Raw genomic sequence first — 12,593 nt, forward strand, 5'->3', positions numbered from 1 at the left:
CGGTCAGCCGCCCTCGTCGATGCGGAGCCGGAATTCAACGTGGTGTGGGGCGCCGGTGAGCGGGTGCGGAATGGCCTGGGGCTCGCCGTCGACCTGGAAGGTGCGGCTGTCCCACTCGACGCGGTCGGTGACCCGGACATCGGTCCCTGCTGGGGCCTGGCACGTGTAGGTCGTGGTGACCTCGTCGCGGGCCCCGGTCGTCTCGGTCGACGCTAGGGGCGTGACGGCCGCTAGGGCGGGGGTGCGGGACGCGTTGGGCCAATCCCAGGTCAGGGAGTTGCCGTAGCCGGTGACGAGCGGGGCGCGGACGATGGTGAGCTGTTGCGAGTAGCCCGGCAGGCTGGTGTGCTCGTCGGTGGCGTACAGGTCGCGTTCCCACTGCTGTGTCCCGTACCTGACCTCGGCCACGGTGAACCGGCGGCCGACCAGGCCGCCGTCGGCAGCGTCGGTGATCTCGACGATGTCGCCGGGCTCGACGTCGTTGACGTCGTACCGGACGGTGATCAGGTACCGGACGGTGAGCAGGTCCTGGGCGCCGATGCTGGCGCGCATGTCGGACCGGTCGGCGATGACCCGGCAGGCCCCGGAGTGGATCTGGGTGGCGGCGCGCGTGATGACGCATTGGCCGGTCATGGTGTCGGTCGCGGCCGGGCGGTGGTGGGCGCTCCAGCCGTGCGGGAACACGCGGGTCGTGGGGAGCGGCATCAGCCGAGCCTGGTCCGGGTGAACGGGTCGACGAATTCGACAATCTGCAGCCCGGCGCCGTCGGCGAGGTCGTCGTCCTCGTCGGCTTCGTCGCGGAGGGTGGCGGCGCGGGCTCGGAGCTCGGCGGCGACGGCCGGGCCGTCGGTGGCCAGGTCTTTGTCGCGCAGCTTCTTGGAGACCAGGGCCTCGCTGCTGGCGATGGCGTCCAGCGCCAGAGCGGCCGCTCGCTTGATCCGCGGCGTGCCGGTCCCCCGGGCGAGGTCGATGAACGCTTGGAGTTCTTCGTCGGAGAGGATCATCCGGTCGCGGTCACGGTCGGGGATCAGGACCCGGACCTTGCCGACGTCGGTGTCCAGGTCGAGCGTTGGCGGGGCGGCGACGCTGGGTGAGGGTCTGACCTCGAAGGTGCCTTCCTCCGCTGTCTCCACGGGCCCGGAGGCGGTCAGCCGCCAGGCGTGTGTACCGGCCATGGTGGCCTCGTAGGAGGCGCGGTAGGTGCTGGTGCCGGGGGCATGGTCGATCGTGGTGGCGCTGGTGGTGCCGTCGGGGCGGGTGATAGCGCCTTCCACGGTCGCGTCCGTCACCGGGGCTCCAGCCAGGTCCATCAGGGCCCACTCGATGACCACGACCTTCCCGATCCAATAGATCTCGGTCATCGAGCCCTCACCTTCGATCCGTCGGCGATGAGTCGAGCGCGCGGCCTGGTCGCAAGGGCTGCGGTGCCGACACCGGTCACCTCGGGGACGCCCCGGCCCGGTTCGGGACCCTCACCGCTGCCGCTCGGGGTCGCGGCGTCGGCCAGGACGAACAGGTCGCTGGCAGCCCGACCCCGAGCGGTGGCGGCGGAGCCGGCCTCGACGATGACGATCGGGTCTGCTGTGGCCGCTGATTGGCCAGAGTTCGAGGCTGCTGTGTCCGGGAGGTGGGCGGCGTCGCCGCATGACCGTGACGCGGTGGAGGACCGGTCCGCGTCGTCGACCAGTGCCAGCGGGGTAGCTGCCGCGCGGGCGGCGGCGGTCTGGCGGGCGGCGGCATCGGCCCCGGTCAGAGCGTCGCTGCTGGTGACGCTCTGACCGGTCGACGCCGCAGCCCCATCAGCCAGACCAGTGGGGTCCCCGGCCGTCCGGGCGACCATGCCCGCCTGGGCCCCGTGGTCGTCGAGCGCGAGGGCGTCGGCGGCCGGGACGAGCCGGGCGACGGTGACGGCGGCTGCCTCCCCCATCTGCAGCGCGCCGGTGGCCGGGCGGGCCACGGTGAGCGCGCGCGCCAGCACCTCTTCCGGGTCGGCGCCGTCATCTGCGGCCCGGGCCGTTTGCAGGGCTCGCGCCCCGGTGTCGGACAGGAGCAGGTTGTCGGCTGCGTTTCGGGGCAGGGGCTGCCCGCTGCCCGGGGTGAGATAGGCGGCGAGGTAGCGCAGCGCCATGGTCAGCCGAGGGCTAGCAGCGACCAGGGGAACGACCGGGCCGTCCCAGCGACCTGCTTCAGCGTGGCGCGCAGGTGGACGTTGGCGGGCACGGGCACCGAGTACACAGCGGGCTGGCCCTGGGCGTGCTGGTAGCTGGCCACGTACGCCAGGCGCTCGGCCCCTCCGGCGAGGATCTTGGTGTAGAGCCGCAGTTCCAGCAGGTCCCCAGCGGCCAGGGCGGCGGTGTCGACGGCCAGCACGTAGGTCTTGTTGGAGGTGTCGACGGCCAGCTCGTGCTCGGTGTTGATAGTGGCGGTCTGGGTGCCGGAGACGAGCAGCGTCGGCATGCGAGCCTCCTCTCAGTCCAGCCCGTAGATAATGACGTCGAAGAGCCGGTCGTTGGCGTCGGTGACGGCGCTGGCTTGAGATCGGGCGGCCAGCCGCGTCCCGGCCGGGATATCGATGGGCAGCGACCCGACCCACTGTGGGGTGGCGATGTCGTCGACGGTGCTGCACTCGATGTGCAGGTCGCTGATGATGCTCGTCTCCGCGCCAGCTCCGCCGAGGGCGATGTCCAGGAGCCAGTCGGTGTTGACCGAGCGGGCCGAGTTGGCCTGGTTCCCGATCCCGATGATGACGGCCCGGCAGGGTCGGCTGGTGGAGGCGACGATCTGCGACCAGGCGCCTTTGGTGTTGGCCACGGCGCCCGGATCGACGGTCACTCCGCCCGAGTCCGCGGTGTTGGCGCCGTAGGCCGTACACACTCCGTGCGGGACGCTCGAGGACCAGGTCCCGTAGACGGCGATCACCTGGAGACGTGAGATCGCGCTGGCCACGGTGGACTGGCACCGCGCGGAGATCCGCGTGCCAGCGGGGACAGCGATCGGGATGAACACCGCCCCGGGACCGAGCAGGTTCGTGCCGTTGCCCGCTGTGAGGTTGGGGACGAGGACTTGCTCGGCGCCAGCGGCGCCGACCGCCAGGTCGACGAGGAAGTCCGCGGTCGCCGTGTGCCCGCGGCCTGCGTTGACCAGGAGCCCGACCGCGTCTCGGGCGGTCGCCGCGATGAGTTCGACCCAGGCGCCTTTGGTGTTGGTCGTGGCGGCTGCTGCGACGGCGGCGCCGGTGGAGGCGGCGACGGTGATCCCGCCGGTCTCGGTGCCTGATCCGCCGGACAGGGGCCAGTCGGGCATCAGGAGACGGTGATCGTGTCGGTGATGGTGAGTGCGTCACCGGCTGCTGACAGGGTGGCGGTCGCGGAAAGCAGCGTCTCGTTGGTCAGGGTGCCGGAGCTGGGGGCGTTGAAGATGCCGATCTTGGCGATCGTGACGGGCAGCGCGTCAGAGCCGTTGGCGGTGAAGGTCTTGGTGAGCGTGGCGGTGGCTTGCCCGTTGGTGTGGGCGTAGGTCGCCTGCGCGCGCACCAGGCCGCCGCCCGATGTGGTGATCTCCCCCGGCAGGGTCGTGTTCGCGGCGTTAGGCGCGGCCGAGTTGGCGCTGAGCGCGAGATAGTTCGCGGCTGCGGGCTGCGCGGCTGTGCCGTATACGCAGGCCAGGGCATGGTCGCGGCCGCCGTTGGTGAGCATCGATCATCCCTTCGGGGCGTCGTCGCCGTGGTGGGGCTCGGGAGCGCGGAGTTCACAGCCGTAGTGCGCGGCGAGGAGTTGCGCGAGCGCCGGATCGGTGCTGGCGACCCATGCCGGAGGTTCGCTGGAGTGGTAGGCCCACACTCCGCCGGACGCCGTGATGGCCGTGAACACCTCGGCGAGCGGAGCTCCGGATGGCGGTTCAACGGTGGTGCGCCGTTTCCCCGGGGACAGTGCCCGGCGGACCTCGCGGCCAGTCGCGTCATGCGAGGTCTCGATGGCGGCGCGGTTGCCGAGGTAGACGATCGTCTTGTCGCCGGACATTGCCCCTCCTTCAGGTTGTTGGGCGTTGAAGCTGCGGAAGCCGCGCCGTGGCCCCCCTGACTAGCTGGCTTTGATGACCCGGACGCCCCAGGTCGCTGCGGCGGGGTCGATCGCGGCTGCGGTGATGTTGGCCAGCCGGATAGTGACCGTCCCGGGTGCTGTGACGCGTGCGTTGGCGATCAGACCTGCGGTCAGGGCGGCTGGCGGGGCCAGGACGACAGCGTCACCGACCGCTGCGCCCGTCACCGCGATGGTCAGCTCGTGCTGTCCGGCGGCCGCGATGGACGGGAAGTCCAGGGAAGCGGCGCCCTTCAGCATCGTCGGCGGCTTGGTGCCGTAGTAGGCGGCCTTGGTTGCCATGTCAGCTCTCCTTCGCCTTGGGTTCGGCCGCCCGGGCTCGGCGGGGCGATGTGCTCTTCTTCGGTGCGGGCTTCTTCACCGCAGCGGCGTTGGGTGGTGTTGCCGGTTCGGTGAGCGTGGTGGCTTGGGGCGGCGTTACCGCTGGCCTGGCGGGTTCGGTGACCTCTCCCGTTGCGGCTGCGGTGACCGGCTGCCCGCCGTCGTGGGTGGGCAGCCGGTCACGGATGTCGGCCAGCAGTTGGTTCTGCCGGTCGAGCCGCTCACACACTCCGGCCATGAACCTCTGGTCCGGGTTCCGCGCGATCGGCAGTTCCTCCATCGATCAGGCGCCGGTCCCGTTTGAGGCGACCGTCATCTTCTCGTCGACGAAGGTGCCGCCCATCACGTGGCGGATCTTCTTCTCGGCCGAGGCGGTGTCGAAGGAGAACGGCTCCTCGCCGCCGCCGAGGCGCCGCGCGTCCGGGATCTTCTCGAACAGCGCCGGCGCCTCGTATCCGCGCAGTCGGCCGAACTCCAGCGCGGGCCTGGTCCCGTTGGGGTCGGCGAACACCCACCAGGAGGTGTCGGCGTTGGCGCCGGTGGCGACGGCGTCGATCCAGTAGTTGACGTCGACGCCGAGGTTGGCGGCGACGCCGTTGCCCTTGATGATGCGAACGTTGCCGTTGCCGTCGACGACTCGGTACTCGGTGGTGTTGATGATCTCCTGCGCGACCAGGGCGAGGCCGGTGCCGACGACGAGCCGGACCCCCTTGACGACGATCGGGTTGTTGCGTTCGTCCTTGCGCTTCATCAGCTGCGTGATCGCGGCCTGGAGCGCGTCACGGGACAGCGGCGGGTTCCCGGACAGCAGGTTGCCGTTGCCGCTGGAGTAGTGAACGGCGTGCGGGCCGTTGGTGTCGCAGTACAGCTCGGTGACGAACGCCTCCTCGCTGTCGCGGGCGGAGTCGGCCAGGTCCTGCGGGAGCCGCAGGAAGGCACCGAGGTCGTCGTTGACCATCGACTCCCACGACTGGGCGAAGCCCGCTTCGTAGCGGTCGACGCGGTACTCGTACTGCTTCTCGGTCTGGCCGCGCCGCTTGAACTCCGACAGCTCGCCGACCTTCTCCAGTCGGCCCCGGATGCCGCTGGTGGCGAACCGCTTGACCTCGCGGAAGTCGTTGACGGTCGCGGCGCGGGCGTAGTTCATCCAGGTCGGCTGGGTGGCCTCGTAGGCGCCGTAGAGCTGCCGGTCGAGGCTGTCGGCGAACAGCAGCGGAAAGTCCGAGGTGCCCATCGCCTCAGCGAAGTGGTTGATGGGGCGGCGGTTGTGGCGGATGTCCCACATGAACCGCTGGGCTTCCAGGAGCTTGTGCTCCCAGAGTGAGTCGCCGCCGCGGCCGGGCGCGACGCGGCGCTGGCCGCCGAAGAGGTTGTGGATGCTGGCCGACTCGGCGTCGAACCGCTCCACCGCGTGAGAAAAGAGAGTCTCGGTCATGGTGAGCGGTCTCCTCAGTGTCCGATGTCGACGGTGATGGTCTTGGTTGCGCCGGAGGCGACGGCGGCGGCCGCGTAGCCATACCGGACGCCGTTGGCGGAGTCCTTGTTGATCTTGTGAGGGGTGGCGGCCGGGTCGTAGTACAGGACGTCGCCCTCCGCGATCGCGGCGTTGGTGGTGGTCTCGCCCTTGACGAGCAGGTCCGCGGAACCGTTGAACTTCACGGTCGCGAACCCGTTGGCGTCCTGGTCGGTGAGGGCGACTCCGGGCCGGGTCCCGCACAGCACCGGGTCGCCCGACTTTGCGCCGGACGCCGGGACGGTGATCTTGCGGACGAGCTGATCGCCGTGCTCGTGAACGATGTTCGTAGCCACTGGTCAGTTTCCTTTCGTGTCAGTCGCGGACCGGTGGCTCAGAAGGGGCGGCCGGTGGCGGCGAGGTGGGCGGCGCGCTCGGACAGGCCGTTGGCCTTGTAGGACTCCACGAGCGCCTGGGTGGTCTTGGCCGCGTCCGCCGGAGCAGCTCCGGTGGGCTGCGTCTCGCCGAGACCGCGCGGGGTGCCGATGCCGGCCTGCTCGGCCAGCGAGGCGATGTAGCTCTGCTCGGTGTTGATGGCTTCGGTGACGCTGGCGCGGAAGACGGTCTCGTCCAGCTTGTTGTCGCTGGTGAGCGGGACGGTCGCTGCGGTGACCAGGCTGGTGATGAGGCGTCCCTGCGCGGCGGCCGGCAGGCCGGACTGGGCGAGCAGTCCTGCCGCGATGGGCCGGGCGGCCTCGGTGGCGTCGAAGCGGGCCAGCTTCAGGTCTGATTCGGCCTTGCTGGCGGCGGCTGCGGCGGCCTCGTTGCGGGCCTTCTCGGCTTCTGCGAGCGCGGCGTCGCGGGACTCCTGCAGCGCGCGCGCCTCGGCTTCGGTGAGCTCGGGCATGCTGCCCTCCTCCTTGGTGGGTGGGGTGTCGGCGGGCGGACTGCCCGGCGCGTTCTGGATGTGGTCCGCCTCGGTTGCGGCGACCTTCTTCTTTGCGCGGGTCTGGTCTTCGTCCGGGTCAGCGGCGTCGGGGTCTTGGCGGTCCTGGTCTTCGCTGTCGTCCTGGCCGGGGCGCGGCTTGCCCTTGAAGGGAGGCGCGAGGTCGCGTTGCGCGGCTTTGGCCTTGGCCTCGTCCAGCACGGTGCTGAGCGCCCCGTCGAAGTGGGCGTGGACGTGGATCTCGCTGGGTGGGGAGGCGGGCGAGGTTGCCTCTGCCACGACGTCCCCGCTGTCCTCTTCGGGGCCCCTCCAGAGATCGCGAGTGAACAGCTGCGGCTGGTCGGCTTCGACCCGGCTGGTGAACGCCTTGAGGGCGTCGCCGATCGCGGACGAAAGCGCGATGCGTTCATCGCGGGAGAGTCGGCCCTGGCCGTACATGTCGTCGGTGAGGCTGGTGAACGACAGGTGCAGCCTGGATTCCAGCCACGCCCCGATGTTTCGGGCCTCGGCGAGATGCTGCGCTCGGGCGGACTCGATCAGTTCGAGGATCTTGCCGCCGCGCGCCGGGCTGGTGACGAAGTCAACGCTGAGGCCTTCGGTCAGGCTGGTGACGATCGGGCCCTCACGGCCGTCGGCTTCGCCGTATTCCAGAGTCCCTGCGGCGCGGATCGACACACCGATGTGGTCGGCCATCTCGTTGATGACGGGGCGCCAGGCGCCGAACAGTTCGGCCTCGGCGACCAGGGCGCCGTTCTCGTAGCGGGCGTCGGACACCAGCCGCGCGGCCAGGTCTCTTACCGACCGCTCGGGGCGCTCCTGCTGCTCGGTAACGGTGGGATGGTCGACGAACATCGGAGTTCCCGCTGGAAAGCGGCGTCCGCGAGCTGCTTCGGCGAGGGTGTCCGGTGGGTAGTAGCGGCCGTTCTTGGACCATCCGGCATCGATGAGCTGGATGCGTCGTCGTCGCCCGCCCGGCCCATTGGCCGAGGCGACGGACCCGGCCTCGTGCAGGGTCTGCGGCATGGTCTGCGCTTGGCGATCGTCGTTGAGCGTGGTCGTCACCGCGCCTCCCTTTCGGTGCTGGTCAGGCGCCCGGAGAGTGGCGCAGGTCGGTGAGAGTCGCGGCGGCATAGGACGGCCGCCAGTGCGGGTTGTCGCGGCGGCGCGCAAGTTCCGCCCAGGTGATCTGTCCTGTTGTCAGAAGGTCCAGGCGGCCTGGGCCCATGATCTGGAGCTGCTGCTGGCGAGGCAGCGAGTCGAAGGCGGCGCGGGCGTCGGCGAGGTTGGAGGCAGGCTCAGGGCCTGGAATGCCGAGGTCGGCCCACGGCTTGACGACCGGGATCCGGTCGCAGCGGCCGGACGGGTGGTCGAGGGGCCCCGGTTCCGTGAGGGGGTGGATGGTGCCGTGCATGGCCCAGCAGGACGGACAGGTTTCGGTGGTGAGGCGCGACACCCAGACCCAGCCCGCCAGCACGTCGGCGGCCTCGTCCTGCGCGGCCTGGGCGGCGGCGCGGTGGGCGTCCATGACCTGGGTGCGGGCGATCGTCAACGTGCGTGTGAGCACGGCTCCGTGGCGGGCCTCGGCGGCGCGGAGCGCCAGCGCGACGGCTTGCGCGGCATCCTCGCTGCGGCTGCGGACGAAGTCGGACTGGATCGCGGCGGTCATGGCGTGGGGCAATGCGTCCAGGCCGAGGCTCACGGCGCCGCTGTACTTCCGCTTGATCGTGCCGAGGGTCGCGGGGGTGACGCCGGCGAATGCGGCGGCGAGGCTGACGCTGGCGGGGATCTGTGTTGCTGCGATGGCTGCCTGGGCCGCAGCGACGTCGTGGACGGTCAGCTCGATGGCGGCTTGGGTCCGGGTATCGAGCTTGCTGGTCGCTTGTCTGGTGCGGTGCTCCAGGGCAGCGAGCGCGACCCGCAACTCAGTGGAGCGGCGCAGATGCGCGCGAGAGGGCCAGGTGCCCGTCGTGGTGAGCGCGGCCAGGGCGGTGGCCAGCGGCGGCGCCGTGGCATCCCAGGCGGCGGCGAAGTCGGCGACGGCAAACCGAGTGAGTTCGTCGAGCCGGGCGGCGGTGCGGTCGCGGACCTGCCTTGCGGCCTGCAGGGTCGCGTCGGTCAGGGGCATTACGGGTCGGCGGGTTCAGCCCGCCCGGCGCGGTCGCTGGTAGGCCCGCGCGGGGCCGGGTCTTCTCCGGTGAGGAGCCCTGCGGGATCGTCGCCGCGGCGCCACGCATCGACAGCGGCGAGCCCGGCGGCGCCCCCGGCGCCGTGTGGAGGAAGGAACTGGCCGTGGTCGTCGGAGAGCTGTTGGAGGATTTCGTCGATGTCGTTAACGCCGAGGGCTTCCAGCAGGAGCCGCGCGATGACCAGGGGCGGTAGGTAGGTGGTCTGGTCAGCCTTGGTGATGGCGTCGATCAGCACGGTGAGGCTGATCTGCTCGATGTCGGGCCAGGAGATGTCGATGGTGCCCTGTGCACGTCCGCGCAGAGTGAGGGTCTCGCGGCCGCCGTCGTCCAGGACGAGCTTGCCGCGCAGGGTTCCTTCGGGGGCGCGGACAGCCTCGGCGATGACGTAGTTGAGGATGGCGCGGGTGATCTCGGTCCACAGCGCGCGGCGCCCTTTGGCCATGAGCTGAGTGGGGGGATCGAGGGTCTCTGCGGTGGCGCGGGCGCCGGTGACGCCGGGGTCGGTGAGCAGCATGGTGACCGGCACGTCCGTGGCGGCCGCGACCATGGCGGCCAAGGGGCGGCCGGACTCGCTGTCGATCGTCGCGCCGCTCTTGGGGATGGCGTCCAGGGCCATGTCCGGGGCGGTGATGGCGGTGGCTCCGGCGAATCGGGGTTCGCCGGTGACGGGGTCGATGGACGGCGCCGCTGCCAGCTGAGCTGCTGCGGCCGCTTGCTTGCTGCCGCGGCTGGACAGCCGCCAAGCGAATCGCGACAGCGACTTGATCAACGTCGCCCAGTCGGTCAGGAACTCACGGTAGGCGCGGGCCCAGTCGATCGCGGCGTACACGTCGGGGACGCCGAACTTCCAGTCGCGGTGGCCACCGACCTTGACGTGCACGACTGGTGCGTCCCAGACGACCTCGGCTACGGCGGTGCCGGTGTCGGGGTCTTTGAGCCGCAGCGGCCGGGGCGAGGGCTTGTGGCCGAGCGCGGGGTAGTACGCGATGCGCTGTTCGGTGCGGGCGCCCGTGAGTGCGTTGGCCTGGGTGGACCAGACCCGCTTGTAGTACCAGGGCTCGGAGGCGTCCTCGGGATTGCAGATCACGTCGGTGATCTCGTCCCAGGGGAGGGAGCGGATCTGGACGCGGCCTGTGCGGGGGTTGGTGAACAGCGCCAGGAACACGTTGCCGTCGGTGGCCAGAGACCGTTCGAGTTCTTCGCGGGCCTGCTGCCCGGTGAAGGTGCGCTGGTTGCCGGGGTCGTCGAGGAACGCTTGGACGACGGCGTTGACGTCCTGGCCGCCGTTGCTTTTGCCGTCGCGGGCAGAGATCTCCAGGCCCTGGCCCCACACATACGCGGTGCGGAGGCTGACCGCTCGCTTGATCAGTGGGTTCTTCAGGGCCATGACGCGGCAGATGCTGGTGAGCTGCCGCAGTCCGGCCCGGGTGAATTCCTGTTCGGCGTCTGCGGTGACGCGCTGCCAGCCGGGTGAGTTGAGGCGGGCTTCGAGTCCGGAGACGGACTCGGCCAGGTGGTTCACCGTGTCCTCGGCGGCGCGCAGATGACGGCGTGCTTCGGCGAGTTCCGCGCGGCCGGTCCATCGGTAGAAGGTTTCTTGGAGCAGGGAGGCGATTCTCATCCGCGCCTCCCTGCCGTCAGTAGTCGCTGATGGTGTAGCCAGCGAGGTCTTCGTCGAGGTCTTCCGCTTCGACGATGACGGGCCCGTTAAGCATGGGCGCTAGCAGCAGCCGGTTGATCGCTTGGGACATCGAGTCGACGCGGTCGTCGTTCGCGCCGTTGGGGAACGCGGCGAGCTCGTCGATCCACTCGCCGACCCATGGCGCGATTTCCGGGCTCGGCAGGACGAGCTGGCCGGCCTCGGCGAACGGCGCGACGGCGGCGGCGCGGGCCTCCTTGGACCCGTCGGGTTCGACCGCGACGAGCCCGGCGACGGTGTGGTGCAGGCTATTGATGACGGCGGTGCCGTTGGCCTTGTCCTCGACGAGTTTCAAGGTGGCCTGGGGCCACTTCGCGGCGAGCCGCCGCACAGCCTTGCGGGTCTCGACGAAGGCCAACCGGTCGCGCGTTTCGTCGACCAGGAACGCCTGCAGCCCGTATCGCGCCCAGACCTGTCCGCAGACGTAGTCGCTGTCGTCCAGTGCTTTGAACGCCATGTCCCACGACTGGATGAGCTCGTCGGCGCCGATGATCCAATGCGTGCCGTCTTCCCGGACGATCCAGCGGGGTGAGGTGTATTCGCGCCACCATTCGCGTTTGAAGACGCCGCCTTCGCCCGGTGAAGGCCGCCCCTGGTAGAGCGCGTTCCAGACGCGGGAGCCGACGGCTATGCGGATTTGCCGCCACTGTTCATCGGTGCGGCCTCGAGCCGAGGGCAGGAACTGGCCAGGTTCACGGCCCAGCGGGTCGGTCTGGCCCTTGTTGGGGTCGTGGTCGGCCTGCGCTGGGATGTTCAATACCCGCCAGCGGTGAGCGTCTTCAGCGGCAAGGACTCGGCCTGCGAGGTCGTCTTCGTGCCAGCGGGTCAGGATGATGATCACGGGGGCGCCGGGGGCGAGTCGGGTGTTCGCGACCGCTGTCCAGAAGTTCCAGACGGTTTTGCGCCAGGCTTCGGAGTCGGCGTCCTTCTGGTCCTTGATGGGGTCGTCGATGAACAGAACGTCGGCGGGTTTGCCGGTCAGGCCTGAGGTGATGCCGACCGAGCGGACACCACCGCGATGGCCGTCGAGGCGCCAGCGGCGAGCGGCGCCGTTGTCGGGTGCGATCCGTAGGCCGAGGTCGAGGGTGTGGTCGGTGCCGTCGTTGGAGGTGATGTGGTTGCGGATGTTGCGGCCGAACTCGTCGGCGAGGTCTTGGGCGTAGGAGGCGATCGCGATGCGCCGGTCGGGGTTGCGGGTGAGCATCCACAGCGGCCCGATGGTGGTGACACGGGTCGACTTGCCTTCCTGGGGAGGCATGGTGATGATCAGCCGGTCGCAGCGGCCCGCTTCCACCTCGACCAGGGCTTGGTCGATGAGATCGAGTGCGGGGGTTTGGACAGTGGTGGGGTCGACCGCTGCGGCCAGGTCGCCGGGGCTTTCCCAGGTGGGCCTGTCTGCAGGCGCGGCGGGTTCGAACTGGCGGGCGGCGTACTCCCAGGCGAGGTCTACGGCCACATCGTCCCCTTTCGGGGGCGGGGCGAAGCGCGCCGGTTAGAAGGTCATGAAATGCGAAAACCCGGCGCGGTGGCCGGGTCTTGGGCATGATGCTCCACCCCCAGGGTGGTTTAAGTGTGGTGATCTTGTCAAGCAGCGCGGCGCTTGGCGCGGCGCCGTGCTGACCGCGTCTCGTGGAGTTTGAACGCGGCCACGACGTCGACGAGGAGTTCGCCGGTGCGCTCGTCGCGTCTGGAAGGCAGTTCTCCGGCCTTGTGCCAGGTGCGGAAGGTCTCGGCGGGACGGCCGGTGTATTCGGCGATCACCCAGATGGGGCGGTAGGTGCCTGGCCATGCGCGTAGTGTCCGGCGTGGTGTCACGTGATCATTGTGCAGGTAGCGACCATTCGGTTACACGTAGCGAGGCTGCCGGAGAGGGCATGTTGTGGGGCAACCG

General features: G+C 70.0%; 16 protein-coding genes. All 16 read right to left on the reverse strand.

What is annotated here, in order from left to right; all coding sequences use genetic code 11:
• Window positions 1-3: 3 nt before the first annotated feature.
• Window positions 4-705: a DUF6093 family protein gene (locus ACQPY4_RS39105; protein ID WP_433329967.1), complete on the reverse strand. Its 702-nt coding sequence runs from the start codon at window positions 703-705 to the stop codon at window positions 4-6.
• The gene (locus tag ACQPY4_RS39110) at window positions 705-1,361 is read right to left on the reverse strand and encodes a hypothetical protein (protein ID WP_433329969.1); all 657 of its coding nucleotides are present in this window, start codon (window positions 1,359-1,361) and stop codon (window positions 705-707) included. The genes ACQPY4_RS39105 and ACQPY4_RS39110 overlap by 1 nt, the downstream gene beginning before the upstream one ends.
• On the reverse strand, window positions 1,358-2,128 hold the full coding sequence (locus tag ACQPY4_RS39115) for a hypothetical protein (protein ID WP_433329971.1): 771 nt from the start codon (window positions 2,126-2,128) through the stop codon (window positions 1,358-1,360). Before ACQPY4_RS39115 ends, ACQPY4_RS39110 begins: the two co-directional genes overlap by 4 nt.
• 2 nt (window positions 2,129-2,130) lie before the next feature.
• Window positions 2,131-2,457 (reverse strand): hypothetical protein, encoded by a 327-nt coding sequence (locus ACQPY4_RS39120; protein ID WP_433329973.1) that lies wholly within the window; start codon window positions 2,455-2,457, stop codon window positions 2,131-2,133.
• A 12-nt stretch (window positions 2,458-2,469) separates the two neighbouring features.
• Window positions 2,470-3,303: a hypothetical protein gene (locus tag ACQPY4_RS39125; RefSeq protein WP_433329975.1), complete on the reverse strand. Its 834-nt coding sequence runs from the start codon at window positions 3,301-3,303 to the stop codon at window positions 2,470-2,472.
• The gene (locus tag ACQPY4_RS39130) at window positions 3,303-3,695 is read right to left on the reverse strand and encodes a phage tail fiber protein (protein WP_433329977.1); all 393 of its coding nucleotides are present in this window, start codon (window positions 3,693-3,695) and stop codon (window positions 3,303-3,305) included. The genes ACQPY4_RS39125 and ACQPY4_RS39130 overlap by 1 nt, the downstream gene beginning before the upstream one ends.
• A gap of 3 nt (window positions 3,696-3,698) precedes the next feature.
• Window positions 3,699-4,019, reverse strand: a complete 321-nt coding sequence (locus tag ACQPY4_RS39135; RefSeq protein WP_433329979.1) for a hypothetical protein — start codon at window positions 4,017-4,019, stop codon at window positions 3,699-3,701.
• Between the two features lie 60 nt (window positions 4,020-4,079).
• The gene (locus ACQPY4_RS39140; RefSeq protein WP_433329981.1) at window positions 4,080-4,379 is read right to left on the reverse strand and encodes a hypothetical protein; all 300 of its coding nucleotides are present in this window, start codon (window positions 4,377-4,379) and stop codon (window positions 4,080-4,082) included.
• Window position 4,380: 1 nt separating this feature from the next.
• Complete coding sequence (locus ACQPY4_RS39145; protein ID WP_433329983.1) at window positions 4,381-4,698, reverse strand: hypothetical protein; 318 nt, start codon at window positions 4,696-4,698, stop codon at window positions 4,381-4,383.
• A 3-nt stretch (window positions 4,699-4,701) separates the two neighbouring features.
• Window positions 4,702-5,853, reverse strand: coding sequence for a hypothetical protein (locus tag ACQPY4_RS39150; protein WP_433329985.1), 1,152 nt, complete (start codon window positions 5,851-5,853; stop codon window positions 4,702-4,704).
• A gap of 14 nt (window positions 5,854-5,867) precedes the next feature.
• On the reverse strand, window positions 5,868-6,227 hold the full coding sequence (locus ACQPY4_RS39155; RefSeq protein WP_433329987.1) for a capsid cement protein: 360 nt from the start codon (window positions 6,225-6,227) through the stop codon (window positions 5,868-5,870).
• 38 nt (window positions 6,228-6,265) lie between these two features.
• On the reverse strand, window positions 6,266-7,879 hold the full coding sequence (locus ACQPY4_RS39160; RefSeq protein ID WP_433329989.1) for a hypothetical protein: 1,614 nt from the start codon (window positions 7,877-7,879) through the stop codon (window positions 6,266-6,268).
• A 22-nt stretch (window positions 7,880-7,901) separates the two neighbouring features.
• Entirely contained in the window at window positions 7,902-8,942 is a 1,041-nt protein-coding gene (locus tag ACQPY4_RS39165) for a hypothetical protein (RefSeq protein WP_433329991.1), read from the reverse strand.
• On the reverse strand, window positions 8,942-10,624 hold the full coding sequence (locus tag ACQPY4_RS39170; protein ID WP_433329993.1) for a hypothetical protein: 1,683 nt from the start codon (window positions 10,622-10,624) through the stop codon (window positions 8,942-8,944). The genes ACQPY4_RS39165 and ACQPY4_RS39170 overlap by 1 nt, the downstream gene beginning before the upstream one ends.
• Window positions 10,625-10,640: 16 nt before the next feature.
• Window positions 10,641-12,158: a phage terminase large subunit gene (gene terL / locus ACQPY4_RS39175; RefSeq protein ID WP_433329995.1), complete on the reverse strand. Its 1,518-nt coding sequence runs from the start codon at window positions 12,156-12,158 to the stop codon at window positions 10,641-10,643.
• Window positions 12,159-12,286: 128 nt separating this feature from the next.
• Window positions 12,287-12,517 carry a hypothetical protein gene (locus ACQPY4_RS39180; RefSeq protein WP_433329997.1) on the reverse strand — a complete coding sequence of 77 codons (231 nt, stop codon included), beginning with the start codon at window positions 12,515-12,517 and terminating at the stop codon, window positions 12,287-12,289.
• Between the last annotated feature and the right edge of the window lie 76 nt (window positions 12,518-12,593).

The organism is Spirillospora sp. CA-294931 (assembly GCF_050946795.1).
Taxonomy (GTDB): domain Bacteria; phylum Actinomycetota; class Actinomycetes; order Streptosporangiales; family Streptosporangiaceae; genus Spirillospora.

Coding starts and splice junctions, on each gene's coding strand:
- ACQPY4_RS39105 (WP_433329967.1), bottom strand. CDS start 705: ATGCCGCTCCCCACGACCCGCGTGTTCCCGCACGGCTGGAGCGCCCAC.
- ACQPY4_RS39110 (WP_433329969.1), bottom strand. CDS start 1,361: ATGACCGAGATCTATTGGATCGGGAAGGTCGTGGTCATCGAGTGGGCC.
- ACQPY4_RS39115 (WP_433329971.1), bottom strand. CDS start 2,128: ATGGCGCTGCGCTACCTCGCCGCCTATCTCACCCCGGGCAGCGGGCAG.
- ACQPY4_RS39120 (WP_433329973.1), bottom strand. CDS start 2,457: ATGCCGACGCTGCTCGTCTCCGGCACCCAGACCGCCACTATCAACACC.
- ACQPY4_RS39125 (WP_433329975.1), bottom strand. CDS start 3,303: ATGCCCGACTGGCCCCTGTCCGGCGGATCAGGCACCGAGACCGGCGGG.
- ACQPY4_RS39130 (WP_433329977.1), bottom strand. CDS start 3,695: ATGCTCACCAACGGCGGCCGCGACCATGCCCTGGCCTGCGTATACGGC.
- ACQPY4_RS39135 (WP_433329979.1), bottom strand. CDS start 4,019: ATGTCCGGCGACAAGACGATCGTCTACCTCGGCAACCGCGCCGCCATC.
- ACQPY4_RS39140 (WP_433329981.1), bottom strand. CDS start 4,379: ATGGCAACCAAGGCCGCCTACTACGGCACCAAGCCGCCGACGATGCTG.
- ACQPY4_RS39145 (WP_433329983.1), bottom strand. CDS start 4,698: ATGGAGGAACTGCCGATCGCGCGGAACCCGGACCAGAGGTTCATGGCC.
- ACQPY4_RS39150 (WP_433329985.1), bottom strand. CDS start 5,853: ATGACCGAGACTCTCTTTTCTCACGCGGTGGAGCGGTTCGACGCCGAG.
- ACQPY4_RS39165 (WP_433329991.1), bottom strand. CDS start 8,942: ATGCCCCTGACCGACGCGACCCTGCAGGCCGCAAGGCAGGTCCGCGAC.
- ACQPY4_RS39170 (WP_433329993.1), bottom strand. CDS start 10,624: ATGAGAATCGCCTCCCTGCTCCAAGAAACCTTCTACCGATGGACCGGC.